Origin of the sequence: Oscillibacter valericigenes, assembly GCF_021531915.1 — a bacterium.
Lineage (GTDB): Bacteria > Bacillota > Clostridia > Oscillospirales > Oscillospiraceae > Oscillibacter > Oscillibacter valericigenes_A.
On sequence record NZ_JAFBIV010000009.1, the window covers coordinates 45,893 to 70,455 of the forward strand.

30 protein-coding genes and 4 tRNA genes are annotated in these 24,563 nt (G+C 58.4%); 20 read left to right on the plus strand and 14 right to left on the minus strand.

The genetic code is table 11. The annotated features are described in order from the left end of the window. Nucleotides 1–7: 7 nt before the first annotated feature. Both JQM66_RS07765 and JQM66_RS07770 read right to left on the minus strand, forming a co-directional pair. Nucleotides 8–247, minus strand: a complete 240-nt coding sequence (locus JQM66_RS07765) for a biotin/lipoyl-containing protein (RefSeq protein ID WP_235221423.1) — start codon at nucleotides 245–247, stop codon at nucleotides 8–10. Nucleotides 248–308: 61 nt separating this feature from the next. After that, nucleotides 309–1,256 carry a lipoate--protein ligase gene (locus JQM66_RS07770; RefSeq protein WP_235229311.1) on the minus strand — a complete coding sequence of 316 codons (948 nt, stop codon included), beginning with the start codon at nucleotides 1,254–1,256 and terminating at the stop codon, nucleotides 309–311. Between the two features lie 204 nt (nucleotides 1,257–1,460). Between JQM66_RS07770 and JQM66_RS07775 the strand changes: the two genes are divergently transcribed. The 5 genes from JQM66_RS07775 to JQM66_RS07795 all read left to right on the plus strand — a co-directional run bounded on the left by JQM66_RS07775 (nucleotide 1,461) and on the right by JQM66_RS07795 (nucleotide 5,865). Continuing rightward, nucleotides 1,461–3,704, plus strand: coding sequence for a DNA gyrase/topoisomerase IV subunit A (locus JQM66_RS07775; RefSeq protein WP_235229312.1), 2,244 nt, complete (start codon nucleotides 1,461–1,463; stop codon nucleotides 3,702–3,704). A 58-nt stretch (nucleotides 3,705–3,762) separates the two neighbouring features. After that, a complete protein-coding gene (locus JQM66_RS07780) occupies nucleotides 3,763–4,350 on the plus strand; it encodes a lactate utilization protein (RefSeq protein WP_235229313.1) in 588 nt (195 codons plus the stop codon). A 14-nt stretch (nucleotides 4,351–4,364) separates the two neighbouring features. Beyond that, nucleotides 4,365–4,952: a lactate utilization protein gene (locus tag JQM66_RS07785; RefSeq protein ID WP_235229314.1), complete on the plus strand. Its 588-nt coding sequence runs from the start codon at nucleotides 4,365–4,367 to the stop codon at nucleotides 4,950–4,952. Nucleotides 4,953–4,980: 28 nt separating this feature from the next. Further along, a complete protein-coding gene (locus JQM66_RS07790) occupies nucleotides 4,981–5,730 on the plus strand; it encodes a hypothetical protein (protein ID WP_235229315.1) in 750 nt (249 codons plus the stop codon). Between the two features lie 59 nt (nucleotides 5,731–5,789). After that, a tRNA-Gly gene (locus JQM66_RS07795) sits at nucleotides 5,790–5,865 on the plus strand. 687 nt (nucleotides 5,866–6,552) lie between these two features. On the opposite strand, the gene JQM66_RS07800 is transcribed toward JQM66_RS07795, so the two are convergent. From JQM66_RS07800 to JQM66_RS07820, 5 genes are all read right to left on the minus strand, one after another. After that, nucleotides 6,553–7,206 (minus strand): Asp/Glu/hydantoin racemase, encoded by a 654-nt coding sequence (locus JQM66_RS07800; protein ID WP_235229316.1) that lies wholly within the window; start codon nucleotides 7,204–7,206, stop codon nucleotides 6,553–6,555. A 4-nt stretch (nucleotides 7,207–7,210) separates the two neighbouring features. Beyond that, nucleotides 7,211–8,095, minus strand: a complete 885-nt coding sequence (locus JQM66_RS07805) for a YitT family protein (protein ID WP_235229317.1) — start codon at nucleotides 8,093–8,095, stop codon at nucleotides 7,211–7,213. A gap of 80 nt (nucleotides 8,096–8,175) precedes the next feature. Continuing rightward, entirely contained in the window at nucleotides 8,176–8,472 is a 297-nt protein-coding gene (locus JQM66_RS07810; RefSeq protein ID WP_235229318.1) for a sigma-70 family RNA polymerase sigma factor, read from the minus strand. Beyond that, complete coding sequence (locus tag JQM66_RS07815; protein ID WP_235229319.1) at nucleotides 8,453–8,686, minus strand: hypothetical protein; 234 nt, start codon at nucleotides 8,684–8,686, stop codon at nucleotides 8,453–8,455. The genes JQM66_RS07810 and JQM66_RS07815 overlap by 20 nt, the downstream gene beginning before the upstream one ends. Continuing rightward, nucleotides 8,683–8,874 carry a hypothetical protein gene (locus JQM66_RS07820; RefSeq protein ID WP_235229320.1) on the minus strand — a complete coding sequence of 64 codons (192 nt, stop codon included), beginning with the start codon at nucleotides 8,872–8,874 and terminating at the stop codon, nucleotides 8,683–8,685. The genes JQM66_RS07815 and JQM66_RS07820 overlap by 4 nt, the downstream gene beginning before the upstream one ends. 95 nt (nucleotides 8,875–8,969) lie before the next feature. Here JQM66_RS07820 and JQM66_RS07825 point away from each other — a divergent pair. The 3 genes from JQM66_RS07825 (at nucleotide 8,970) to JQM66_RS07835 (ending at nucleotide 10,148) form a co-directional block, all read left to right on the plus strand. Further along, a tRNA-Thr gene (locus tag JQM66_RS07825) sits at nucleotides 8,970–9,045 on the plus strand. Between the two features lie 10 nt (nucleotides 9,046–9,055). Next, nucleotides 9,056–9,140 (plus strand) — tRNA-Tyr (locus JQM66_RS07830). Between the two features lie 255 nt (nucleotides 9,141–9,395). Next, the gene (locus JQM66_RS07835; protein WP_235229321.1) at nucleotides 9,396–10,148 is read left to right on the plus strand and encodes an XRE family transcriptional regulator; all 753 of its coding nucleotides are present in this window, start codon (nucleotides 9,396–9,398) and stop codon (nucleotides 10,146–10,148) included. A 42-nt stretch (nucleotides 10,149–10,190) separates the two neighbouring features. On the opposite strand, the gene ymfI is transcribed toward JQM66_RS07835, so the two are convergent. Next, a complete protein-coding gene (ymfI, locus tag JQM66_RS07840; protein WP_235229322.1) occupies nucleotides 10,191–10,925 on the minus strand; it encodes an elongation factor P 5-aminopentanone reductase in 735 nt (244 codons plus the stop codon). Between the two features lie 113 nt (nucleotides 10,926–11,038). Between ymfI and JQM66_RS07845 the strand changes: the two genes are divergently transcribed. Beyond that, a tRNA-Val gene (locus tag JQM66_RS07845) sits at nucleotides 11,039–11,115 on the plus strand. Nucleotides 11,116–11,198: 83 nt separating this feature from the next. Here JQM66_RS07845 and JQM66_RS07850 read toward each other — a convergent pair. From JQM66_RS07850 to JQM66_RS07860, 3 genes are all read right to left on the minus strand, one after another. Next, entirely contained in the window at nucleotides 11,199–12,407 is a 1,209-nt protein-coding gene (locus tag JQM66_RS07850) for a tyrosine-type recombinase/integrase (protein WP_235229323.1), read from the minus strand. Nucleotides 12,408–12,472: 65 nt separating this feature from the next. Beyond that, entirely contained in the window at nucleotides 12,473–12,604 is a 132-nt protein-coding gene (locus JQM66_RS07855; RefSeq protein WP_235229324.1) for a helix-turn-helix domain-containing protein, read from the minus strand. 68 nt (nucleotides 12,605–12,672) lie between these two features. Continuing rightward, entirely contained in the window at nucleotides 12,673–13,269 is a 597-nt protein-coding gene (locus JQM66_RS07860; protein WP_235229325.1) for a hypothetical protein, read from the minus strand. A gap of 79 nt (nucleotides 13,270–13,348) precedes the next feature. Here JQM66_RS07860 and JQM66_RS07865 point away from each other — a divergent pair, with 79 nt between their 5' ends. From JQM66_RS07865 to JQM66_RS07910, 10 genes are all read left to right on the plus strand, one after another. Next, nucleotides 13,349–13,948, plus strand: coding sequence for an FAD-dependent oxidoreductase (locus JQM66_RS07865; protein ID WP_235229326.1), 600 nt, complete (start codon nucleotides 13,349–13,351; stop codon nucleotides 13,946–13,948). A 74-nt stretch (nucleotides 13,949–14,022) separates the two neighbouring features. Next, complete coding sequence (locus tag JQM66_RS07870) at nucleotides 14,023–14,247, plus strand: hypothetical protein (protein WP_235229327.1); 225 nt, start codon at nucleotides 14,023–14,025, stop codon at nucleotides 14,245–14,247. A 202-nt stretch (nucleotides 14,248–14,449) separates the two neighbouring features. Next, nucleotides 14,450–15,328 carry a phosphate ABC transporter substrate-binding protein gene (locus JQM66_RS07875; RefSeq protein WP_235229328.1) on the plus strand — a complete coding sequence of 293 codons (879 nt, stop codon included), beginning with the start codon at nucleotides 14,450–14,452 and terminating at the stop codon, nucleotides 15,326–15,328. A gap of 192 nt (nucleotides 15,329–15,520) precedes the next feature. Continuing rightward, nucleotides 15,521–16,381, plus strand: a complete 861-nt coding sequence (pstC, locus tag JQM66_RS07880; RefSeq protein ID WP_235229356.1) for a phosphate ABC transporter permease subunit PstC — start codon at nucleotides 15,521–15,523, stop codon at nucleotides 16,379–16,381. A gap of 3 nt (nucleotides 16,382–16,384) precedes the next feature. Beyond that, nucleotides 16,385–17,239 carry a phosphate ABC transporter permease PstA gene (pstA, locus tag JQM66_RS07885; RefSeq protein WP_235229329.1) on the plus strand — a complete coding sequence of 285 codons (855 nt, stop codon included), beginning with the start codon at nucleotides 16,385–16,387 and terminating at the stop codon, nucleotides 17,237–17,239. Nucleotide 17,240: 1 nt separating this feature from the next. After that, nucleotides 17,241–17,996 carry a phosphate ABC transporter ATP-binding protein PstB gene (pstB, locus tag JQM66_RS07890; RefSeq protein WP_235229330.1) on the plus strand — a complete coding sequence of 252 codons (756 nt, stop codon included), beginning with the start codon at nucleotides 17,241–17,243 and terminating at the stop codon, nucleotides 17,994–17,996. A gap of 13 nt (nucleotides 17,997–18,009) precedes the next feature. Further along, nucleotides 18,010–18,657, plus strand: a complete 648-nt coding sequence (gene phoU / locus JQM66_RS07895; RefSeq protein WP_235229331.1) for a phosphate signaling complex protein PhoU — start codon at nucleotides 18,010–18,012, stop codon at nucleotides 18,655–18,657. Nucleotides 18,658–18,700: 43 nt separating this feature from the next. Next, a complete protein-coding gene (locus JQM66_RS07900) occupies nucleotides 18,701–19,360 on the plus strand; it encodes an HD domain-containing protein (RefSeq protein ID WP_235229332.1) in 660 nt (219 codons plus the stop codon). A 44-nt stretch (nucleotides 19,361–19,404) separates the two neighbouring features. Beyond that, nucleotides 19,405–20,073, plus strand: coding sequence for a response regulator transcription factor (locus JQM66_RS07905; protein ID WP_235229333.1), 669 nt, complete (start codon nucleotides 19,405–19,407; stop codon nucleotides 20,071–20,073). 9 nt (nucleotides 20,074–20,082) lie between these two features. Further along, nucleotides 20,083–21,735 carry a sensor histidine kinase gene (locus tag JQM66_RS07910; protein WP_235229334.1) on the plus strand — a complete coding sequence of 551 codons (1,653 nt, stop codon included), beginning with the start codon at nucleotides 20,083–20,085 and terminating at the stop codon, nucleotides 21,733–21,735. A gap of 166 nt (nucleotides 21,736–21,901) precedes the next feature. Here JQM66_RS07910 and JQM66_RS07915 read toward each other — a convergent pair whose 3' ends face one another. The 3 genes from JQM66_RS07915 to JQM66_RS07925 form a co-directional block, all read right to left on the minus strand. After that, nucleotides 21,902–22,261, minus strand: a complete 360-nt coding sequence (locus JQM66_RS07915) for a TnpV protein (RefSeq protein ID WP_235229357.1) — start codon at nucleotides 22,259–22,261, stop codon at nucleotides 21,902–21,904. Further along, nucleotides 22,209–23,096, minus strand: a complete 888-nt coding sequence (locus JQM66_RS07920) for a site-specific integrase (RefSeq protein ID WP_235229335.1) — start codon at nucleotides 23,094–23,096, stop codon at nucleotides 22,209–22,211. The genes JQM66_RS07915 and JQM66_RS07920 overlap by 53 nt, the downstream gene beginning before the upstream one ends. A gap of 65 nt (nucleotides 23,097–23,161) precedes the next feature. Beyond that, entirely contained in the window at nucleotides 23,162–23,311 is a 150-nt protein-coding gene (locus JQM66_RS07925) for a helix-turn-helix domain-containing protein (protein WP_235229336.1), read from the minus strand. 867 nt (nucleotides 23,312–24,178) lie between these two features. Here JQM66_RS07925 and JQM66_RS07930 point away from each other — a divergent pair. Next, nucleotides 24,179–24,469 carry an IS66 family transposase gene (locus JQM66_RS07930; RefSeq protein WP_268824370.1) on the plus strand — a complete coding sequence of 97 codons (291 nt, stop codon included), beginning with the start codon at nucleotides 24,179–24,181 and terminating at the stop codon, nucleotides 24,467–24,469. Nucleotides 24,470–24,563 lie beyond the last annotated feature (94 nt).

Consider the following 24,563-nt stretch of genomic DNA (forward strand, 5'->3'; position numbering starts at 1 on the left):
GGCTGCCTCACTTGGTCTCCAGAATGGCCACCGGGGTCTCCACGTTCACCGTGTCGCCCTCCTCGAAGAGCTGCTTTTTCAGCACGCCGCTCTCCGTGGCCTCGATCTGGTTGACCACCTTGTCGGTCTCGATCTCAAACAGGGGCTCGCCGGCGGTGACGGTGTCGCCCTCCTCCTTCAGCCAGGCGCACAGGACGCCGTTTTCCATCTCGGGACGCAGCTTGGGCATGGTCAGTTCTTTTTCCATTGGTGATTCATCCCTTCTCCGCGTTTGACGCGGGTATCTGTATCAGGAAAGCCGCTGTGGTTTACAGCAGCCAGTCCATCAGTTCTTCCGCCTGGTCTCCCACAAGGACTCGGCAGATTTTGTCAAAGCCCTCCGGGTCCAGCCGGGAGCCGTTCAGCAGTCGGGCGGCCTGGGCGCCGTCCAGGGCTGCGCAGTCGATTTCAGCGTTGGACACGATGCCGCGCTTGGCCTGATAGGCCACCCGGATGGGCACCCCGGCAAAGCTGCCGGATTTTTCGTATGTAAAGGCCGGGGTCTTGCCCCAGGTCCACTCCCAGGAGCGGTACTTCTCGTCCCGCAGGCGGCAGACCGCCGCCACCTGTTCCGGCGTCAGGGTCAGCCGGGGGCAGCCGGGAGGCACCATCCGGTCCAGCAGCCGGGTCCCGAATTCCTCCAGGGTCATGGGGGCGGACAGGTGGTCGGCGATGTTGGTCACGGGGCAGATGGCCGAGACCGTTCCCTTGGACTGGAAGCAGTCGTTTTTGTGGTGGGTGGTGATCCGGTCCAGCACCGCCAGGTCCGACTGGAACAGCAGGGTCCCGTGGTGCAGGAGCCGCCCCCCGGCGGCCCGCTGGGCGCTGCCGGAGATCTTCTGCTCCCCGATGGCGATGTCGCAGGTCCGGTTCTTCCGGGCGGGAACGCCGATATCGTTCAGGGCCCCGATGACGGGCCCGAGACAGCGGTCGTAGTCCACCAGACCGTCCTGGCGGGTGATGTAGGTATAATTCACATTGCCCAGGTCGTGGTACACCGTGCCGCCGCCGCTCATGCGGCGGACGACGGGGATGCCCAGCCGCCGCAGGGTCTCCACATGGACCTCCCGGCAGATGTTCTGATAGCTGCCCACGATGACGGCGGGGCTGTTCTGCCACAGGAGGAACACATCATCCTCCCGGAAGGTCTCAAAGACGAATTCCTCGAAGGCCTGGTTGTAAAAGGGGTCGTGGGAGAGATTTCGTACCGTCAGCATATCCGCCCCATCTCCTTTCCCCAGTAGGTCAGTCTGAAATGAATTATAGTTATTTGTGAAAAGATTGTCAATAGAAGAAATGCTTTGGTGACCGGCTTCGGTTGCCTTTTCCAGAGAAAAATGGTATGATACCTTTATGAAATTGTGCAATGGAAAACGGGCGGCCCCGGCAGCGTATTCCGGCCGCCGCTTTTGAGGTATGGTATGAAGAAAAACGAGAAAACGCAGGCGAAAAAGGCCGCTGTCCCCGCCAACGTGCTGGGACTCCACGCGGCGGTGGTGGAGCAGCCCATCACCGACACCCTGGAGACCAACTACATGCCCTACGCCATGAGCGTCATCGTCTCCCGGGCCATCCCGGAGATCGACGGCTTCAAGCCCTCTCACCGGAAGCTCCTGTACACCATGTACAAGATGGGCCTCATGACCGGCGCCCGGACGAAATCCGCCAACATCGTGGGCCAGACCATGCGATTGAACCCCCACGGCGACGCCGCCATTTACGACACCATGGTGCGCCTGTCCCGTGGCTACGGCGCATTGCTGACACCTTTCGTGGACTCCAAGGGCAACTTCGGCAAAAGCTACTCCCGGGATATGTCCTGCGCCGCTCCCCGGTACACCGAGGCCAAGCTGACCCCCATCTGCGCGGAGCTGTTCCGGGACATCGACAGCGACACCGTGGACTTTGTGGACAACTACGACAACACCATGAAGGAGCCGGCCCTGCTGCCCACCACCTTCCCCAACATCCTGGTGTCCGCCAACAGCGGCATCGCCGTGGGCATGGCCTCCCAGTTCTGCGGCTTCAACCTGAAAGAGGTCTGCGATACCACGGTGGCCTACCTGAAAAATCCGGACTGCGACCTGACCGAGACCCTGCTGGCCCCGGATTTCCCCACCGGCGGCGAGCTGATCTGCGACCCCAATGCCCTGCGTGAAATTTACGAGACCGGCCGGGGCAGTGTAAAAGTCCGGGCCAAGTACCGCTATGTGAAGGCGGAAAATCTCATTGAAATTTATGAAATTCCCTACTCCACCACCGTGGAGGCCATTCTGGACAAGGTGGCGGAGCTGATCAAGGCGGGCAAGGCCAAGGAGATCGCCGACATGCGGGACGAGACGGACCTCTCCGGCCTGAAGCTGACCATCGACCTGAAGCGTGGCGTGGACCCCGACAAGCTGATGGCCAAGCTCTTCAAATCCACCACCCTGGAGGACTCCTTCGCCTGCAACTTCAACGTGCTCATCGCCGGCAGCCCCCAGGTGCTGGGCGTCCGGCAGATTTTGGAGGAGTGGACCGCCTGGCGCACGGAATCCGTCCGCCGCCGCATTTACTTCGTGCTGAAAAAGAAGCGGGACAAGCTGCACCTGCTCAAGGGCCTGAAGCGCATCCTGCTGGACATTGACAAGGCCATCAAGATCATCCGGGAGACGGAGGAGGAGGCCGAGGTCATCCCCAACCTGATGATCGGCTTCGGCATCGACCAGGTCCAGGCGGAGTTTGTGGCGGAGATCAAGCTGCGCAACATCAACAAGGAGTATATCCTCAAGCGCACCCGGGAGACCGACGCCCTGCGGGACGAGATCGACGACCTGGAGGACACCCTGTCGAACCCCAAGCGGGTGAAGAAGATCATCGTGGAAGAGCTGAACGAGGCCGCCAAAAAGTATGGCGAGCCCCGCCGGACCTCCATCGTCTACGGCCATGAGATCGAAGTTTATGCGGAAGAGGAATCTGTGGAGGAATACCCGGTGAACATCTTCCTGTCCCGGGAGGGCTATTTCAAGAAGATCACGCCCCTGTCTCTCCGCATGAGCGGCGAACAGAAGTACAAGGAGGGGGACGGCCTGCGCCAGTCCTTCGAGACCACCTCCAATGCCGAGATCATGTTCTTCACCGACAAGTGTCAGGTGTACAAGACCCGCCTTTCCGAGTTCGACGACACCAAGGCCAGCGTCCTTGGCGACTACCTGCCCGCCAAGCTGGGCATGGACCCGGGAGAGACGCCGGTCTACGCCGTGCTGCCGGGACCGGATTACGCCGGGGCCCTGCTGTTCTTCTTCGAAAACGGCAAGGCGGCCCGGGTGGACCTGACGGCCTACAAGACCACTTCCAACCGCCGCAAGCTCACCGGCGCCTATTCCGACAAGTCGCCCCTGGCGGCCATCCGCCGCATCGATCAGGACTGCGAGCTGGCGGTGTACTCCAATGAGCCCCGCTGCCTGATCTTCCACACCGCCCTGCTGGCTCCCAAGACCACCCGCACCACCCAGGGCGTGGCGGTGATGCACATGAAGCCTAAGTACCATCTGGAGGCGGTGAAGCCCCTGGAGGAGACCTCCATCGCAAACCAGAGCCGCTACCGGGTCCGGGCGGTCCCTGCCGCCGGCGCCCTGCTGCGGCAGGAGGACTCCGAGGAGCAGCAGCTGGGCCTGCTGGACTGAGAAGGCACCGCCCATCCCGGAGAAGGATACAGCAATTACTGAAAGGAGACGATCTAAGATGTTTGATACCGTGAAACAGAATCTGGAGACCCGGGGCTTTTCCGTCCGGACCTTTGCAACGGCGGCAGAGGCGGCCGCCTACCTGAATGAGGCCATTGACGGCAAGACCGTGGGATTCGGCGGCTCCGTGACGCTGAAGGACATGGGCCTGTATGAGCTGCTGGGCAGCCACAATGAGGTCCACTGGCACTGGGTGAACGGCCAGGAGGAGCGGAAGGCCGCCATGGGGACCCAGGTATATCTCAGCTCCGCCAACGGCCTGGCGGAGACCGGCGAGATCATCAACATCGACGGCAGCGGCAACCGGGTGGCCTCCACCCTGTACGGCCACGAGAAGGTGTATCTGGTCATCGGCCGCAACAAGCTGGCCCCTACCTATGACGAGGCCCTGTGGCGGGCCCGGAACATTGCCAGCCCCAAAAACGCCCAGCGGCTGGGCCGCAAGACCCCCTGCGCCGTCAAGGGTGACCGCTGCTACGACTGCAAGAGCCCGGAGCGCATCTGCCGGGGCCTGGTGGTCCTGTGGGGTCCCATGATGGGTATGGAGACGGAAGTCATCCTGGTGGATGAAGACCTGGGCATGTGAGGAAGGAACGGCTTATGACCAGTCTGGAACGGACGGCGGAGGCCCTGCGGCAGCGGGGGTTCACCGTCAGCGTGTTTGAAACAGCGGAAGCGGCGGCGGACTATCTGGACGCCAACCTCGACGGCAGGACCGTGGGCTTCGGCGGCTCCATGACGTTAGAGGCCATGGACCTCTGGGAGCGCCTGCGGACCCACAATCAGGTCTACTCCCACCTCCACGGCTTCCCCTTGGGACCGGAGGCGGCAGAGGCCCAGGTCTATGTGACCTCCGTCAACGGCCTGGCGGAGACCGGCGAGGTCATCAACATCGACGGCATCGGCAACCGGGTGGCATCCACCCTGTACGGCCACGAAAAGGTGTATCTGGTGGCAGGCCGCAACAAGATCGCCCCCACCTATGACGAGGCCCTGTTCCGGGCCCGCAACACCGCGGCACCGAAGAACGCACAGCGCAAGCAGATGAAGACCCCCTGTGTCCAGGGGGACCACTGCTATGACTGTAAGAGCCCGGACCGCATTTGCCGGGCGCTGACGGTCCTGTGGGGACCCATGATCGGCATGGAGACGGAGATCGTGCTGATCGACCGGGACCTGGGCTATTGATATCTGCGAAAGAGAGGAGGCGCGTCCTGTGAAGAAACGGTGTTTGGCGATGTTGCTGCTGGCCCTCTGCCTGCTGACAGGGTGCGCCCCTCTGCTGGAGCGGGAGTACAGCACCTCAGAGCCTCACAGCAGCAAGTTCTGGGAGAGCGAGACAACAGATACCCTGCGGGCGGAGAATTATCAGGACATCGTCAACGACCTGCTGATCCTGATCGGCCAGCACGCGGAGCAGGCCACGCTGCGCCTGTATAACTTCAAGGATGACCTGACCGTGGCGGACATTCTGGAACGGGCCACGGTGGAGATCCAGCAGGAGACACCTCTGGGAGCCTACGCGGTGGCGTATATCACCTCCTCGGCCCAGGCCCAGCGGAGCTACTATGAGGTGTCGCTGCAGATCGGCTACCGCCGCACGGCGGAGCAACTGCAGGCGGTGGTGAATGCCACCAGCCCGGAGGCGGTGTCCAGCCTGCTGGAATCCGCTCTGGAGGCCGGAAAAACGGAGCTGGCGGTTCGCATCGGCTATTGGGGCGCGGATGGTCGGGAAAAAGTGGAGAGCGCTATCCTGCAGCTCCGGGAGGAACGGGAATTGACGGAGACCCCCATGTGGGTGGTGAATTATTATCCCACCCAGGGGCCGGTGGGCCTGCTGGAATTCCTGCTGGACCCGCCGGAGGCACTTGTGGAGGAGACCCCGGAGACCGGGGAAGATGACCCGGAGGCGGAGGGGGAAACACCTCCGGAGGAGACACCGGAGACGCCCAGCAAAGAAAATTGAAATTTTCAAAGAAAATGCTTGACAAAGAGCGAAACGCCTGCTAAAATAAACCCTGTTCCGCGGGCTTAGCTCATCTGGTAGAGCGCCACCTTGCCAAGGTGGAGGTAGCGAGTTCGAGCCTCGTAGCCCGCTCCAACTGAAACAGGACATCCGGTTTGGATGTCCTGTTTTTTCGTTAGAGGGAGAGAACTCGCTGCCTCCACCTCTATGCGCGAAGCGCATATTCAATCAGAGGTAGGGCAGGGTTCCCGCGAATCGCCGCAGGCGGTTCGTGGGATGCCGGGAAGCGAGTTCGAGCCTCGTAGCCCGCTCCAGCTCAGAAAAAGTCTTAAGGCGATGAAAAAAGCCTTAAGACTTTTTTCATGCGCCGAACAGACTTTTTCTTCGCTTTCCCACCGGAACCGCTGCGCTGGGTTCCGGCGGGAGCCCTGATGTTTTCCATCCGAAAGGATGGGGATTCTTATTTGGAACTTTCCCATTTTGCCAAGGCAAAATGGGCCGCTGCGGCGGGTTGATTCAAATCGCGCAGGGGAAACAGGCGAAGCGCCGCCGGCGGCGGATGAAGCGAGACTGTTTCGAGACAGCGGCACGATTTGCGGCCTGTTTTAAGGGCCGCAAATCGTAATGCCGCAACGGTGTGATCCGCAAAGGTTTTCCCCGCACACACCCCTTTCCTTGCGAAGGGCGGGAAGATGGGTTCCGGCGGGAGCCCTGAGTTTCAGGACATCCGGTTTGGATGTCCTGTTTTTTTCATTAGGAGGAGAAGGTCCTCAGCATAGAAAAGGGCAGGGCGTGTCATCGACACTCCCTGCCCTTATGCTTTTATGTAAGGATGCGCCGGACCATTTCCACCGCCGGGTCCAGAAGGGGAAGCTCTGTCCGGGTGGCCAGGGCTTCCTTGAAGTAGGGAAAGTGGGTGCAGCCCAGCAGCAGGGCCTCCATGCCGCACTGCCGGAACCAGCTGGCCAGCTCCGCCAGCCGGTGGCGGGCCACCAGCTCCGCCGGGTCCATGCCAGCCTCGATGGACAGCACCGCCGGCAGCAGGCAGGCACCCAGCAGCTCCAGGTCCGGATTGGCGCCGTACAGCGTTCGCTCAATGCCCGCCAGCCCCTGGGCGTTTGCGGCTATGAATCCCAGGCGGCGATACTGCCCCGCCAGGGAGCGATAGACCTCCAGAGGCGTCACGATCCGCATGCCCGTCTCCGCTGCCAGCGGCTCAAAGTCCACGGCGGAGGACAGGGAGTTGCAGTATACGAAGGCTTTCCGACAGCCACGGTCCATGGCGGTCTGCAGAACGGAACGGACTTTTGCCTGCTTTTCAACGTCGGAGGAGATCTGAAAGGCCGTCTGATGCCGGGGGTCCTCTGCCAGAGGAAAGGGGAGACCGGTCAATCCGGCCCCGCCCAGCACCTCCACCCCCATTTGGGTGTCCACGGGGGTGCCCGCCAGGACGGCGATGGATTCTTTCGTGTTCATGGGATCAGTCCAGCTTTCTGCGGAAATTGCCGTACACCCGGACGCCCTCCTGCACGGTGAAGAAGGCGTTGGGGTCGATGGTGTGGACGGCGTGGAGCATCTCTTCAATCTCGTACTTGGAAAGGCACACGCACAGCACGTGAACGCCCTCGCCGGTGTAGGCGCCGGTGCCGCTCCAGTAGGTGACGCCCCGGCCCAGCTTCTCCATGACGTACTGGCCCAGCTTGTGCTCGTCACCGTGGGTGAAGATCAGGGCCTGCACGTTCACGTTTTGCTGGTGCATCCGGTCCAGCACCATGACGGTGAAGAAATTGTAGATCACGGAGTAGATGGCCACCGCCGGGTCAAAGAGGATCAGACAGGCGGTGTACAGGAAGATGTTGAAGGTCAGGGAGAACTTTCCCACGGTGAAACCGCTGCCCCGTTTGCTGAGGCACAGGCCTACCACGTCCAGCCCGCCGCCGCTGCAGCCGCAGGTGAGAACGATGCCGCTGCCGATGCCGGTGAGGATGCCGCCCAGCAGGCAGGCGGTGAGGTAGTCCTCCAGAATGGGGGCAGAGGGGACGGGAATGATGCTGTAAAAGAAGGAATAGGACAAGGTGCAGATGATGGTTCGCGCCGCCAGTCCCCGCCCCAGGTTCAGGTAGGCAAGGATCAGAATGGGGATGTTCACCAGGAAATAGAGGATGCCGGCGATATCGTGGGCACCGAAGCTGAGCCCGGCATAGTCCTGCAGCAGGGTCCGGATCAGCTGGCAGACGCCCATGACGCCGCCGGAGTACAGATGCAGGGGGACGATAAAGAGATTCATGGCGGCGGCGGCAATGAACTCGCCCGCCACGGCAGCCACCAGACGAAGCCATCGGTTGTGCAGTGTGTTGTACAGCATGAAACGCTTCCTCCTGTCAGGTATTAGGATGCCCTTCTGCTTTCGATTATACGGGCTTCCGGAGAAAAGCTCAAGAGAAATTATAAGGTGTACTGCAAATACCGCCGCAGCCGCTCCTGGGCCCGCCGCAGGGTCCGGGAGACGGTGGAGGCATTGACGCCCAGATGCCGGGCGATCTGGGTGACGGACATGTTCCGCTCATAGCGGAGCTCCAGCACCTGCTGCTGGCAGGGGGTCAGCTCCTGCTCCCTGGCCAGACGGAGGTTGCGGCGCAGCCGCTCCAGCTGGAGCTGGTTGTCCTCGCTGTTCTCCCGGAGCCAGACGGTCATGTCGCCGATCCATTCGCTGCTGCGGGTATCAAAGGGTATATTTCTCATGCTTGTGATAACTCCTGTCATAGTATCGGGCGGTCAGCACCGCCAGCTCCCGGGTCTCCCGCAGCAGGGGGCGCAGCGTCTCGATCCGGAGCCGCAGGCGCCGGGCGGCGTCCGGGTCGGTCTCCGCCCGCTCCGCGGCCCGCAGCTCCGCTATGCGGGTGCGGATCAGGGCGGCGCTGTCGGCGTAATAGGCGGACATTTCCAGAAGGGTCATAGGCCAGCCTCCTTTCCCCGGGTCTCATGGCAGGGGGCCAGCTCCTGGCGGGCAAATTCCGGCAGACAGCCCGCGCAGATGCGGCTGCCGTTGCAGGCCCAGTATTCCTCTCCGGTGGTGATCTCGCGGCCGCACAGGGTGCAGCGCAGGGTGGTTTGCCGTCCGGGACGGCGGTGAACATGGTACAAAGGGGTCCCTCCTTTAAAAATAAAAAAGATGAAAAAAGCTGTTGACAAAAACGTTTTCCTCTGGTAAGATAAATCCTGCTGTTGGAAATGTACTTGCTGGTGTAGCTCAGCCGGTAGAGCAGCTGATTTGTAATCAGCAGGTCGGGGGTTCGAATCCGTCCACCAGCTCCAAAGTTCATATGGGGGAATTCCAGAGCGGCCAAATGGGGCAGACTGTAAATCTGTTGTCACTGACTTCGGTGGTTCGAATCCACCTTCCCCCACCAATACCGATCACCCATCAGGGTGGTCGGTATTTTTTTGTTTGGTGGATTCGAAGGGGAGCGGGGCTCTGCTCGGTACGGCAACAAACAAGAAACTTGTTATATAAGTACAAAATAACAAGAATCTTGTTTGCAATTGAAAATATAGCACATATGTTCGATTGAGTCAAGGGGTTTAACAAGAAACTTGTTAAAATAATTTGACATAACCAAAAAAATCGCATATGATAAAGAAAAACGACGCAGGGAGGAATGACCATGAGCCTTGGAAAGCGGATCCAGGAACAACGGGAAGCGCTGGGCCTTTCGCAGGCCGCCCTGGCGAAGCTGCTGGGGGTGTCCCAATCCACCGTGGGCAATTACGAGGCGGGCATCAGCTTCCCCAAGGAGGAGGTCATGCTCCGTCTGTTTGACTGCCTGGAGACCGATCCCAACACCCTTTTCCGGGACAGCTTCCGGGAGGGCGGCCGGGTGCCGACCCACAGCGAGCAGCAGCTGCTGGAAGGCTACCGGGGCCTGTCCCCCAGGGGGAAAGAGACGGTCCGCTCCGTGGTGGACGCCCTGTGCGCCTACCGGGATGAGGTGGAGGAGAGCCGCTCCGGCCGGGAGCCCCGGGTGATCCCCCTGTACCGCAGTCCCGCGGCGGCGGGCTACGCGGCCCCGGTGTTCGGCGAGGACTTCGACAGCATCCCCGTGACAGAAGATGTCCCCCAGGCGGCGGAGTTCGCGGTCCGCATCCAGGGGGATTCCATGGCACCTTATATTCCCGACGGTTCCGTGGCCTACGTGAACCGGGACCCTCTGGGGCCGGGGGATGTGGGCATCTTCTGGGTGGACGGGGATATGTTCTGCAAGCAGTATTATAAGGACCCGGCGGGGGTGGTGTACCTGTTCTCCCTGAACCGGGCCCGGGCCGACGCGGACATCGTGCTGCTGCCGGGCAGCAGCCGGGGGCTGGTGTGCTTCGGCCGTGTCATCATGCATGCCCTGCCTCTGCCCGGAAAGGCGTAAAAAAGAGCGCGGACGAAAGTCCGCGCTCTTCCATTTGATCCATCAGACAATGAAGCCGCCGTCGGCGGTGAGGACCTGGCCTGTCAGGAAGGAGGCCTTGTCCGAGGCAAAGAAGGCCACCGCGTGGGCGATGTCCTCCGGGGTGCCCAGGCGACCCAGGGGGGTCTCCTCAATGAGCATGGAGCGGGTCTCGTCCCCCAGGACCTTCACCATGTCCGTGTCGATGCAGCCGGGGGCCACGCAGTTCACCCGGATGCCGGAGGGGGCCAGCTCCAGGGCCAGAGACCGGGTCAGGCCGATGACGGCGGCCTTGGAACAGGCGTAGGTAACCTCGCAGCTGGCGCCCCGCAGGCCCCAGATGGAGGAGATGTTGACGATGCAGCCGGACTTTTCGGAGAGCATGTGGGGCAGCACCGCCCGGATGACGTTGCGGGCGCCGCCCAGGTTGACGGCCATGTGGCGGTCCCACATCTCGTCGGAGGTGTCCTGAAACAGGCCCTGCCCGGAGATGCCGGCGTTATTCACCGCCAGAGTGACCGGACCCAGCTGCGCCTCCGCGGCGTGGACCATTGCGCTTACGGCTTCGCCGTCGGCCACGTCGGCCTGATACGCCATGGCGTTCTGGCCGATGGAGCGGATCTGGGCCGCCACGGCTTCCGCAGATTCCCGCTGTTGGATGTAGTTGACGCAGACATCCCAGCCTTCCCGGGCCAATTGCAGGGCGATGCCCCGGCCAATGCCCCGGGATGCACCGGTCACCAGCGCGATCTTCCGCATATTCCAGACCTCCTTGTGAGCTGTTGGATGCAGTATATCAAATTTTTTCAAAAAGCGCAAGAAAAGTGTTGACAAATCGGGTCGGGCCGTGTATTCTATATTTGTTCCGCTTCGGACGATTAGCTCAGCTGGCTAGAGCACCTGCTTGACGTGCAGGGGGTCACAGGTTCGAGTCCTGTATCGTCCACCAGATAACCTCCTAGAGCCGCAAGGCTTTGGGAGGTTTTTTGCTGCCTGTTTGACTTTTCTCCCTTATTTTCTCCCTTATTTCAATTATCCAGCCGAAACACTCTTGATGACTTGTTCCATACGGTCAGCACTGTCCCTTCGCATTTGAGCAGTCACATGTCCATAGACATCGAGTGTGAAAGCGGCGGTAGCATGGCCCAAATTCTCTTGAACAGTCTTGATGTCATCTCCGCTTTTGATTGCCAGAACAGCGTAGGTGTGGCGTAAATCGTGAAATCGGGTAGAGGGAGAGCCGATCTTGTCTACAATTCGCTTAAAGCAATCATAGACAGTGCGGTAGGAAAGAAAGCCTCCGGTCTGGTTGGAGAAAATCAGGTTGTTTTCCTCCCAGCTGTTCCCGGCTTCTAGGCGCATCCCATTCTGCTTTAGCTTCTGCAAGCGAAACAACTGAACAACAGACGGGGCCAGGGAGAGAACCCGGCTTTTATTGTTTTTGGGCGGTGAGAAATAGTACTTGCCGCCCTTTTGCTGTTCCCGGCGAAGTTGCTGCTTGATAAGGAGCGTTCCATGCTCTAGGTCTACACAGTCCCATGTGAGGCCAAGTACTTCCCCCTCACGCATCCCAGAAAACAACGTAATTTTATACAGGTATTCGTGGGGATGGCCTTGAATGGCTTTTAGAAATTCGGAAACCTGAGTTTCATCAAGTGGCTGAATTTCCTTTTTTACTACACGGGGTGGCTTGCAGGCGTCTGTTGGGTTCACTCGAATATATCCATTCAGTACTGCTTGCTGTAGCGCTTTGTGAAGCACTCCGTGGAGGCTTCGGATAGTCTTGGCTGATAGTGGCTTGACATCCTTTTTGTCAGGTTTGTGCAGACGGTTATAGAGAGCCTGAACCATGGGGGAGGTCAGAGCGTCCAGCTTGACAGACCCTAAGTTAGGGATGATGTACATTTCCATATTCCTTGTATACAGATACTTGGTGGATGGTTTTATATCCTCCAAGTATTCCTTTACCCAAGTGTCCAGCCAGTCCTTGACAGTCAGCTTTGTAGGGGCTAAATAGGTCCTTTTGTCAATCTCAACTGATATTTCCCTGAGTTTTTGTGCGACTTCTTTTTGCGTTTTTCCACTCACTGATCGTTGTATTTGTTTCCCAGTGCCGGGATCACGCTCAGTGGTGATACGACCTTCCCACCAGGTATAGGTTTTTCCATTTTTAATTTGGGTCTTCTTTCTTATTGAACCATTGCCGTTAGCGGCACGGCCCATTGTATTTTTGCGTGGCATAAATAACCTCCTTCCGCCACGCAGAACGTACCACAAAAATATGATACGCCCTGAATGGCATTTGGTCAATTATCAGCCACATGCAAAAATTGCAGCAGCGCATCTTTCGGAACTCGAATTTGATGTCCGATGCGGACACTTCTGATTTGTCCACAGTGTATGAGGTCATAGGCTGTGTTTCTGCCTATGCCCTGCAAGTTTGAGGCTTGCAGGGCAGTTTCTATGTACGCACCGCAGGGGCCTTCCTGCGGTGTATTTTTCTGTCTTAGCGTCCTCTGTCATAATCATGGCTGCGATGTCGGGTCTGCTGCCGCCTTGCATCGTTCCTCCGCTTGGTCTCCGCCTCCATGTCCCGGAGTTTCTTGTGGATGCTCTCCTTTTCAGGCGGTGCCGGCGGGGGCTGCTGCCCTCCGTGGACTTGCCGCTCCCATGCGGCCAGATCGCGGTTGTACTGCTCCACAAGGCTCGTGGCGTCGTCATACAGCCGTTTGAACGCCTGCACGTCTGGATAGCCGTCCTCTTTCAGGATACCGGGCAACCGGTCCATCCGACGGTCGATCTCTTGCTGTATACCTGTAATCTTTTCCTGCAGGGCCTTGCGTTCCTTGCCCTTGAACAGCCCGGTCGCCTCTGCAAGCTGCTTCTCCAGCTTGGGAAGTTCCCCGTGCATGAGCTGCTTGACCGCCCTGGCTTCGTCCTGGACCTTGACCATCAGTTTCTGCATCTTGCGGTACTCCGCCATGTCAACGGACAGCGTAGGCTTAGGCGGGATTTCCGTCTCCCGGATCAATCCCATCAGGATTTCCTTTGCCTTTTGAATGATGCCCCGGAACAGTCCCGGCAGCCAGCCGTGCTTCTGCACGGAACGGGTAGCCTCGTTGTACAAGGCTGCTTCGAGAAGACTGCTGACGTGGTTTGAAAAGGAGATTCAGGAGTCCGGTGTGAAAGTCGAACTGAATCAGAATCTGACCGCAGAGGATATCAAGAAACTGGATGCTGACGCGGTTGTCATATCTACCGGCGCGTCTGCCAAAATCCCGAATATCCCCGGAGTCAAGAACGCAAACGTGACTACCGCTGTGGATGCACTGCTGGGCAACGCTGAGATCGGAGACAATGTCGTTGTTGTTGGCGGCGGCCAGGTGGGTTGCGAGGTTGCCTATGAGTTCCTGAGAGCGGGTAGAAAGGTCTCTGTCGTTGAATTCCTTGGCGGGCTCATCGCGGGTGGTACAGAGCCTGTGTCTGCCGCTGTGGTTCTGATGCTGGAGGACCTGCTCAACTACTACAAGGCGGATATTCATCTTTCCAGCGCAGTCAAGGAGATCAAGGAAAAGTCCGTCGTCATTGAAAAAGACGGCTTGTCGGAAGAGATACCGGCAGATACAGTCGTGCTTGCTGCAGGCTTTGTCGAGAACAATAGTTTGTATACCGACCTGCAGGATTGTGGGAAGGATGTCTACTTGATCGGCGATGCCAAGAAGAGTCCCGGCAACATCATGCACGCAGTGGCAGATGGCAATAAGGTTGGCAGAGAGATCTGACATTGGAGTTATTCCTACAAACGCATATTTCCATTATTGCATAATTGCCCGCCATTCCAAGGAAAAACGGCCGCATGAAAGACGCTATTACCCGCGAACGGCAGGATAAGAACTTTCAGAAAGGAATCAATGAAGATCTTCGAAGTGCATTGAATGAAGAACGCAATCGCAGCTTTGAACAGCGTCTGAAGATTTCTGAACTGGAACGGCGGTACAGGCGTCTGGAACATCTGCTGGGCAAAATCCCACGGGAGGAATTGGAGAAATTTCTACCAAATCAAAGGGAATATCAACGATAAATAAGCAGGGCTGTCCCAAGGCATTATGCCAAATACAGCCTTGCTTATCTATTTGCAGTTGCACTTTTGAAGTGATTGTTCATGTATTGCAGCAATTTAACGCAGGATTAACATAGGCATGGTGACGGATTTTACGCCGGGCTGCTTATACTAATCCCGTGGCATGAAGCAACAGACATATGAAAAAAGGAGAATCATTGTGATGAAAAAAGTATTTGCCATTCTGCTGACCCTGACCATGGCTCTGAGCCTGCTGGCCGCCTGCGGCGGCAAGCAGGAGACCCCCGCCCAGACTGAGCAGCCTGTTCAGACCGAACAGCCCGCCCCAGCGGAAGAGCCTGCCGCCCTGTCCGGCGCCGTCGCTACCAACGGCTCCACCTCCATGGAGAAGGTCATCGGCGCTCTGAGCGAGCAGTTCATGTCCGACAACAGCGGCGTCTCCATCACCTATGACGCTACCGGCTCCGGCGCCGGCATCGAGGCTACTTCCAATGGCAGCGCCGACATCGGCCTGTCCTCCCGCGGCCTGAAGGACGAGGAGAAGGCCTCCGGCCTGGTGGGCACCACCGTGGCTCTGGACGGCATCGCCGTCATCGTGAACCCCGCCAACAAGGTCGCTGACCTGACCGTGGAGCAGATCGCCAAGATCTTCACCGGCGAGATCACCGACTGGAGCGAGCTGGGCGGCGACGCCGGCACCATCTCCTGCATCGGCCGTGAGGCCGGTTCCGGCACCCGGGACGGCTTCGAGTCCATCACCGAGACCAAGGACGCATGCAAGATGGATCAGGAGCTGACCTCCACCGGCGCCGTTATCGAGGCTGTGGCCGGCAACCCCAACGCCATCGGCTATGCCTCCCTGTCCGCCCTGAAGGACACCGTCAAGGCCGTCACCGTGGGTGGCGTGGAGTGCACCGAGGACACCGTCCTGGACGGCAGCTATGCCATTCAGCGTCCCTTCGTCTTCGTCACCAAGGACGGCGTGGCCCTCAGCGCCCAGGCTCAGGCCTTCTTCGACTTCGCCACCTCCTCCGCCGCAAATGACCTGATCCGTGCCGCCGGCGCCGTGCCCGTGGCCTGAATCATTCCTCAAACATCCCACCCCCTCTTGGGAACGCCCTCACCCTCAAAAACAGGGTGAGGGCCGTTCCCGTCACTGGAAGGAGTTTCAAACATGGAAATGGAAAACGCACTGCGGATGCCCGCCCGGCAGCGGACAGCGGAAAAGAAACGGGGCGGCGGAACCGGACAGAAGCGGAACAGCCGGGAGGCCATGGAGTGGTTCTTCCACCTGCTGTTTTTGCTGTGCGGCGTGGTGGCGGTTGCCTTCGTGCTGTTCATCAGCATCTACCTCATCGTCTCCGGCCTGCCTGCCATCCGGGAGATCGGCCTGGTGGACTTTCTGTTCGGCAAGACCTGGGCCCCCACCGCCACCACGGTGGAGCCTTCCTTCGGCATCCTGCCTTTTATCCTGACCTCTGTCTACGGCACCGCCGGGGCGGTGGTCCTGGGTGTGCCCATCGGCCTGATGACCGCCATGTTCCTGGCGAAGGTGGCGCCGCCCAAGGCCGCCCGGGTCATCAAGTCCGCCGTGGAACTGCTGGCGGGCATCCCCTCCGTGGTCTACGGCTTGGTTGGCATGATCGTGCTGGTGCCCGCCATCCGGAATTTGTTCGGCCTCAGCTCCGGCGCCTGTTTGCTGGCGGCCATCATCGTGCTGGCCATTATGATCTTGCCCTCCATCGTCAACGTCTCCGAGACCGCCCTCCGGGCCGTGCCCCGGGAGTATGAGGAAGCGTCCCTGGCCCTGGGCGCCACGGAAATTGAAACGTATTTCCGGGTGTCCCTGCCCGCCGCCAGTAGCGGTGTGGCGACAGCCGTCGTCCTGGGCGTGGGCCGGGCCATCGGCGAGGCCATGGCCATCATCATGGTGGCGGGCAACGTGGCGAATATGCCGGGGCTGTTCACCTCCGTCCGCTTCCTCACCACCGCCATCGCCTCGGAGATGAGCTATGCCGCCTACGGCAGCCTCCAGCGCAATGCCCTGTACTCCATCGGCCTGGTGCTGTTTTTGTTCATCATGCTCATCAATGTGCTGCTGAACGTGTTTATCAAGAACAAGAAGGAGGACTGAGCCGTGGAACAGAAGCTATCCCCCCGCCGCCAGGTCTATGATAAGGGCCTGCGGGCCCTGCTGTGGCTCTGCGCGGGCGTCACGTGCGCCCTGCTGGTGTTCCTCATCGGTTATATCTTCTACCGGGGTCTCGGCAACATCACTTGGGAGCTGCTGACCACCCAGACCAGCTATATCAAGGACACCATCGGCATCCTGCCCAATATCCTCAATACCCTCTATATCATCTTTGTGGCCATGCTCATCGTCCTGCCCCTGGGCGTGGGCGCCGCCATCTACCTGACGGAGTACGCGTCCAACCATAAGGTGGTGGAGGTCATCGAGTTTGCCACCGAGACGCTGACGGGCATCCCCTCCATCATTTTTGGCCTGGTGGGTATGCTGTTCTTCGTCCAGAAGCTGGGCCTTGCGCCGGGCATCCTGGCGGGCGGACTGACCCTGGTCATCATGATCCTGCCCACCATCGTCCGCACCACCCAGGAGAGCCTCAAGACCGTCCCCCAGTCCTACCGGGAGGGCGCGTTGGGCCTGGGGGCGGGGAAGTGGCACATGGTCCGCACCGTGGTGCTGCCCAACGCCATCGACGGCATCGTCACCGGCTGCATTCTGGCGGTGGGCCGCATCGTGGGCGAGAGCGCGGCGCTGCTGTTCACCGCAGGCTTCGGCCTGATTTTGAACGACTTCTTCACCGCCCTCCAGTCCTCCTCCGCCACGCTGACGGTGGCGCTGTACGTCTATGCCAATGAGCGGGGCGAGACCGGCGTGGCCTTCGCCATCGCCGCGATTTTGATGGTGCTGACCTTCCTCATCAACCTGTCCGCGAACTACGCGGGGAAGAAACTGAAAAAGGGAGAATGATATGGCAACGATTTTGCAGGCAAAAGACCTGAACCTGTGGTACGGTCAGAACCATGCCCTCCACAGTGTGAACGTGGACATCCCGGAGCATGAGATCACGGCCTTCATTGGCCCCTCCGGCTGCGGCAAGTCCACCTTTCTGCGGACGCTGAACCGCATGAACGACCTGATCCCCTCCGTAAAGATCACCGGCGAGGTAGATTTCCGGGGGCAGAACATCTATGACAGCGGTGTGGACCCCACCTGGCTGCGCAAGCAGATCGGCATGGTGTTCCAGAAGGCCAATCCCTTCCCCATGAGCATCTATGACAACGTGGCCTACGGCCCCCGGACCCACGGCGTCCGCTCCAAGGTGGAGCTGGACGAGATCGTGGAGAAATCCCTCCGCGCCGCGGCCATCTGGGACGAGGTGAAGGACCGCCTGAAAAGGAGCGCCCTGGGACTCTCCGGCGGCCAGCAGCAGCGGCTGTGCATCGCCCGTGCCCTGGCGGTGGAGCCGGAGGTGCTGCTGATGGACGAGTCCACCAGCGCTCTGGACCCCATTTCCACTTCCAAGATTGAAGACCTTGCGGCGGAGCTGAAAAGCAAGTATACTGTCATTATGGTGACGCACAATATGCAGCAAGCCGCCCGTATCTCAGATAACACGGCCTTCTTCCTGCTGGGAGAGCTGGTGGAGTTCGGCAAGACGGAGCATCTGTTCTCCAACCCCACCGACAAGCGCACGGAAGACTACATCACAGGCCGGTTTGGATAAGGAGGATGCTGATATGCGAAACAAATTTGACGAGCAGCTGCAGCGGCTCCATGTGGAGCTGATCCAGATGGGCGCCGCCTGCGAGGACGCCATTTCCGCCGCGGCGGAGGCCCTGCTGAAGGGTAACGATTTTCTGGTGCCCGCCGCCCTGGAGGCGGAGCGGGACTTGGACCGCCGGGAGCGGGAGGTGGAAAACCTGTGCTTGAAGCTCCTGCTGCAACAACAGCCGGTGGCCCGGGACCTGCGGGAGATCTCCGCTGCCCTGAAAATGATCTCCGACCTGGAGCGCATCGGCGACCAGGCGGCGGACATCGCGGAGCTGGTCTCCTACGTCCGGGTGCCGGACGGCTCCGGCGTGCTGCACATCGCGGACATGACCCGGGCGGTCATCGGCATGGTGACCGACAGCGTGGATTCCTTCGTGAAGAAGGATCTGGAGCTGGCCCGTGCCGTCTGCGCCGCCGACGACCGGGTGGACGCACTGTTCGAGCAGGTCAAGCGGGAATTGATCGACATGATCGCCGCCGATGCCGCCTGGGGCCAGCAGGGTCTTGATCTACTGATGGTCGCCAAGTACCTGGAACGCATCGGTGACCACGCCACCAATGTGGCGGAATGGGTGGAATATTCCATTACAGGTATACACCCTTCAAATAATTAAAGGGAGTCGGCGATGCCGCTCCCGCCGAAAGGAGAGACCGGCATTGCTGACCTTTGAAGATGTGAAAAACAACGCCGCCATCCGCACCTATATCCAGCGGGCGGACGAATCCCTCATCGCTCTGGGCTTCACGGAGCACAGCTTCGCCCACGTCACCATGGTGGCGGAGAACGCCGCCTACATTCTGGAGACCCTGGGCTACCCCGCCCGGACGGTGGAGCTTACACGCATCGCCGCGTTTCTCCACGACATCGGCAACCTGGTGAACCGGGTGGACCACTCCCAGTCCGGCGCGGTGATGGCGTTCCGTATTCTGGACAACCTGAACTGCGACCCGGAGGAGATCGCCACCATTGTCACCGCCATCGGCAACCACGACGAGGGTACCGGCCAGCCGGTAAACGCCGTGGCGGCGGCGCTGATCCTGGCGGACAAGTCCGACGTCCGCCGCAGTCGTGTCCGCAACCAGGACCCCGCCACCTTCGACATCCATGACCGGGTGAACTACTCGGTGAAAAAGTCCCAGCTGAAGATCAACGAGGAGCATACGCTCATCAAGCTGAAGCTGTCGGTGGATACAAAGTACGGCTCCGTCATGGACTATTTTGAGATTTTCATGGGCCGTATGATCCTCTGCCGGAAGGCGGCGGAGAAGCTGGGACTGCAGTTCAAGCTGATGATCAACGAGCAGCAGCTCATTTAAGGCGTGCTGGCCCGCCTGCGGGCGGACCTACATAGGAGGCAACTATGATCTACTTACTGGAAGACGACGACAGCATCCGGGACTTGGTTCTCTACACCCTGCAAAGCCAGGGCATGGAGGCCCGCGGCTTCGAACGCCCCTCCGCGTTCTGGAAGGCCGTGGCAGAGCGTATCCCCTCCCTGGTACTGCTGGATATCATGCTGCCGGAAGAGGACGGCATCTCTGTGCTGAAGACCCTCCGCTCCTCCGCCAGGACCTGCCGGCTGCCGGTCATCATGCTGACGGCCAAGGGCACGGAGTACGACAAGGTCCTGGGCCTGGACGCCGGGGCGGACGACTACCTGGCAAAGCCCTTCGGCATGATGGAGCTGCTCTCCCGTATCCGGGCGCTGCTGCGCCGGACGGAGCGGGATGCAGATACCTACCACTGCGGCGTGCTGACCGTGGATCAGATCCGCCACATTGTCACGGTGAACAGTCAGGAGGTCGCGCTGACCCAGAAGGAGTTCGAGGTGCTGTGCCTGCTGCTGAAAAACAGGGGGCAGGTGCTCTCCCGGGAGAGGCTCATCGAGGACGTGTGGGGCTACGCCTTCACCGGCGAGAGCCGGACAGTGGACGTTCACGTCCGCACCCTCCGGCAGAAGCTGGGGGAGGCGGGGGCCTACATCGAGACCGTCCGGGGCTACGGCTACAAGATCAGCCGGGAAAGCTGAGGACGGCCTATGACAAAACGGATCTTCCGCGCTATCCTGACGGTGGCGCTGACGGTGCTGCTGGCAAGTCTGGTACTCATCGTGGGCGTACTCCACGGCTATTTTCAGGATCGGGTCCTGGACGAGCTTTCCAGCCGCACCGCTTACATCGCCCTGGGTGTCGAGCATGAGGGCGTGGAGTACCTAGAGGACGGCTTCCCCAACGACTGCCGGGTCACTTGGGTGGGCGCCGACGGCGCCGTCCTCTGGGACAACCGGGAGGATTCCACCCGGATGGAGAACCACGCCGACCGCCCGGAGGTCCACGAGGCGCTGCTGCTGGGCAAGGGCCACGCCGCCCGGTATTCGGATACATTAGCTCAAAAGACGCTGTACTACGCCCTGCGGCTGTCCGACGGCTCTGTGCTACGGGTGTCGGATACTCAGTATTCCGTGTGGATGCTGGTGCTTCAGGCGCTGCAGCCTGTGGCGCTGGTGATGGTGTTGGCCTTCTGCCTGGCGCTGTGGCTGGCAGGCCGCCTGGCCCGACAGCTGGTGGAGCCCATCAACGCTATGGATCTGAACGACCCCGGTGAGGAGATTGGCTATGAGGAGCTGGCGCCCCTGGTGGGCAAGCTCCGCAGCCAGAAGCGGCAGATCAGCCGCCAGATGGAGGACCTGCGCCGCAGCCGGGAGGAATTCGCCGCCATCACGGAGAATATGAGCGAGGGCCTGCTCATCATTGACCGGGAAACCCGGGTGCTGTCCTATAACGCCGCCGCTCTGCGGCTGCTGGACGCCCTGACCCCGGTGGAGGAGAACAGCGTCCTGGCCCTGAACCGGGAGCCGGGCTTCCGCCGCTGCGTGGAGGAGGCCCTGGCGGGCCGCCGCAGGGAAGAGCTGCTGGAGAGGGAGGACACCTGCTGCCGGGTGCTTGCCAACCCGGTGGAGCAGGACGGCGCCGTCACCGGCGCGGTGCTCATCGTATTGGATGTGACGGAGAAGGAGCGGCGGGAGGCCCTACGGCGTGAGTTCACCGCCAATGTGTCCCACGAACTGAAAACGCCCTTGACGGCCATCCTGGGCACGGCGGAGATTCTGGAAAACGGCATGGTGAAGCCGGAGGACATCCCCCACTTCGCGGGCAACATTCGCCGGGAAGCCCAGCGCCTTATCGGCTTGGTGAACGACATCATCAAGCTCTCCCGCCTGGATGAGGGCGACACCGCAGCCCCGTGGGAGATGGTGGATCTTCACGCTATGGCGGAAGAAGTTCTGCGCCAATTAGCGCCTGCCGCAGAGAAACAGCGGGTCACCATGACGGTGGAGGGCAGCGTCGGCCCCGTCCGGGGCGTTCCCCAGATTATAGAGGAGATCATCTACAATCTCTGTGATAACGCCATCGCGTACAACAAGCCTGGCGGCAGTGTGTGGGTCACCTTGACCTCCACGCCGGAGGGGGAGCGAGTGACGGTGGCGGACACGGGCATCGGCATCCCCCCGGAGCTGCGGGAGCGGGTGTTCGAGCGGTTCTACCGGGTGGATAAGAGCCATTCCGGCGGCGGGACAGGTCTGGGACTTTCTATCGTGAAGCACGGCGCGGCCTATCTGGGCGCCTGTATAGAACTTGACAGCGAACTGGGAAAAGGCAGCATTTTTACGTTGACATTCCCTCCTGTATAGGATGCAAAACTGCACTTTTTCTGCATATTTGAGAACTATTTTGCAATAAAGACAGATATACCACAAGATTTCTGGGAAATCTTGTGGTATATCTGTTTCATTCTGAACGAATAAATCTACATCATATTTACTAACTACACATTAGCAACCATTTTTAACGGGAGTTTCAAAGTTGAATTCGTTCAGAGCGCACGATTTCCTCTGCTGCAGCGCGAATACTATTCATCGCACCTACCCATGCCATCTGGTTCTCCGCTTTCAGCTGCTCCGTAACCCCTTGCTCCTGTGCCATCTGCTTCATCAAAAGCTCCAGCATCTCGTTGGCCTCCCGGTCGATTTCGTTGAGATGCTGTATCAACTGCCCAGAGGTCAGAAGTGAGATGTAAGTCCCTCTACGATGTTCCTTCAGATATTTCAGCCTCATACGGCCAAAGTGCCCGTAGGTTGCTGGTTCTTCCTCTGGCACAGCTAAATCAGGCAGGTAATAATCGCCGTATTTTCTGCAAGCGAAACAACTGAACAACAGATGGGGCCAGGGAGAGAACCCGGCTTTTATTGTTTTTGGGCGGTGAGAAATAGTACTTGCCGCCCTTTTGCTGTTCCCGGCGAAGTTGCTGCTTAATAAGGAGCGTTCCATGCTCTAGGTCTACACAGTCCCATGTGAGGCCAAGTACTTCCCCCTCACGCATCCCAGAAAACAACGTAATTTTATACAGGTATTCGTGGGGATGGCCTTGAATGGCTTTTAGAAATTCGGAAACCTGAGTTTCATCAAGTGGCTGAATTTCCTTTTTTACTACACGGGGTGGCTTGCAGGCGTCTGTTGGGTTCACTCGAATATATCCATTCAGTACTGCTTGCTGTAGCGCTTTGTGAAGCACTCCGTGGAGGCTTCGGATAGTCTTGGCTGATAGTGGCTTGACATCCTTTTTGTCAGGTTTGTGCAGACGGTTATAGAGAGCCTGAACCATGGGGGAGGTCAGAGCGTCCAGCTTGACAGACCCTAAGTTAGGGATGATGTACATTTCCATATTCCTTGTATACAGATACTTGGTGGATGGTTTTATATCCTCCAAGTATTCCTTTACCCAAGTGTCCAGCCAGTCCTTGACAGTCAGCTTTGTAGGGGCTAAATAGGTCCTTTTGTCAATCTCAACTGATATTTCCCTGAGTTTTTGTGCGACTTCTTTTTGCGTTTTTCCACTCACTGATCGTTGTATTTGTTTCCCAGTGCCGGGATCACGCTCAGTGGTGATACGACCTTCCCACCAGGTATAGGTTTTTCCATTTTTAATTTGCGTCTTCTTTCTTATTGAACCATTGCCGTTAGCGGCACGGCTCATTGTATTTTTGCGTGGCATAAATAACCTCCTTCCGCCACGCAGAACGTACCACAAAAATATGATACGCCCTGAATGGCATTTGGTCAATTATCAGCCACATGCAAAAATTGCAGCAGCGCATCTTTCGGAACTCGAATTTGATGTCCGATGCGGACACTTCTGATTTGTCCACAGTGTATGAGGTCGTAGGCTGTGTTTCTGCCTATATGTAGAATGTCGGATATATCAGCCACAGACAATACGAGCGGTAACTAATCATAGCATGTGTATTTCATATGTTTTTTCCTCCTTCCTCGGTATTTTGACCTTGACTTTCCCGCAGGGCTAACATCCGTTCTTTCAGCTCAAGTCGAGTTTGTTCACTCAGTTTTCTGGGAGGATTGACTCGAATCCATTTTTTGGGAACTTCAACTTCAATCTAATTCGCACTTAATGACTGCATGTAAACCTGGTTGCTTTAAATTCTTGTAATCATGATAATGCAAAGCGCGCTTGTGTTCAAAGCAATTCTTCTTATACAATCTGCAACCTCAACCTGTATCTCATAACAAAAGCAGCTTTTTGGTTGGCAACACCTGCAAAACGCAAAAAATCCCTGCTGCCATAAGGATTTTTTCCTCTTTGACAGCAGGGATAATATTTGCTTGACGATAAATGTTCAGATTGCGTGGTACGTTCTGCTTAACACATAAGAGTTTCACTCGATCCTTTTCATTTTCTCCCTTATTTTCTCCCTTAAGTACCTAATATTACCTGGTATTACATGGGACAAGATAAAACATGGAAAGTCCGCAAACCGTTGCAAATAAAAGACTTTGGTACTAGAAGGGACTACTTAACACGGTGTTTTTTGAATTCGAGTCCTGTATCGTCCACCACTTAAACTCCTAGAGCCGCAAGGCTTTGGGAGTTTTTTGATTTTGCTGGGAATAAGGGAAAACAGGAAAATACGACAAAAATACGACACTTTTGCGAAAAAATGCCTCAATAGAGAGCGTGGGCAATAAAAAAGAAGGTGCATTTACGAGGCACCTTCTTTTGCTGTTTGAATGGCTTTCCGTAAAGTCTCAGGACCGGTGTGGTCATAAATCCTATTCCAACTGGAGGAGTCTTTCGCAGAACTGACACCAGAAGAACGATATGCTAAGCGCCTGGAACAGGAGAAACCGGTTCTGGACGCTCTGTTGGCATGGGCAAATGAGACGATCTCCAAAACGGCACCGAAATCTGCTCTTGGAAAGGCATTGTATTACCTGCTGGAGCAGTGGCCGTACCTGGTACGCTATCTGGAAGACGGCAGACTGGAACTGAGCAACAACCGTGCTGAGCGCAGCATAAAGCCTTTTGTTATGGGCCGGAATTATGTCCTCTTCCCATTTATGTGCTATTAGTAATCTATGGTATTGAGCACTTGCGGTTCTTGGGTTTGGTACTTTCGGAAAAACCTACTAATTTGGTATTTAAAAAATCCACAAAATTGCGACT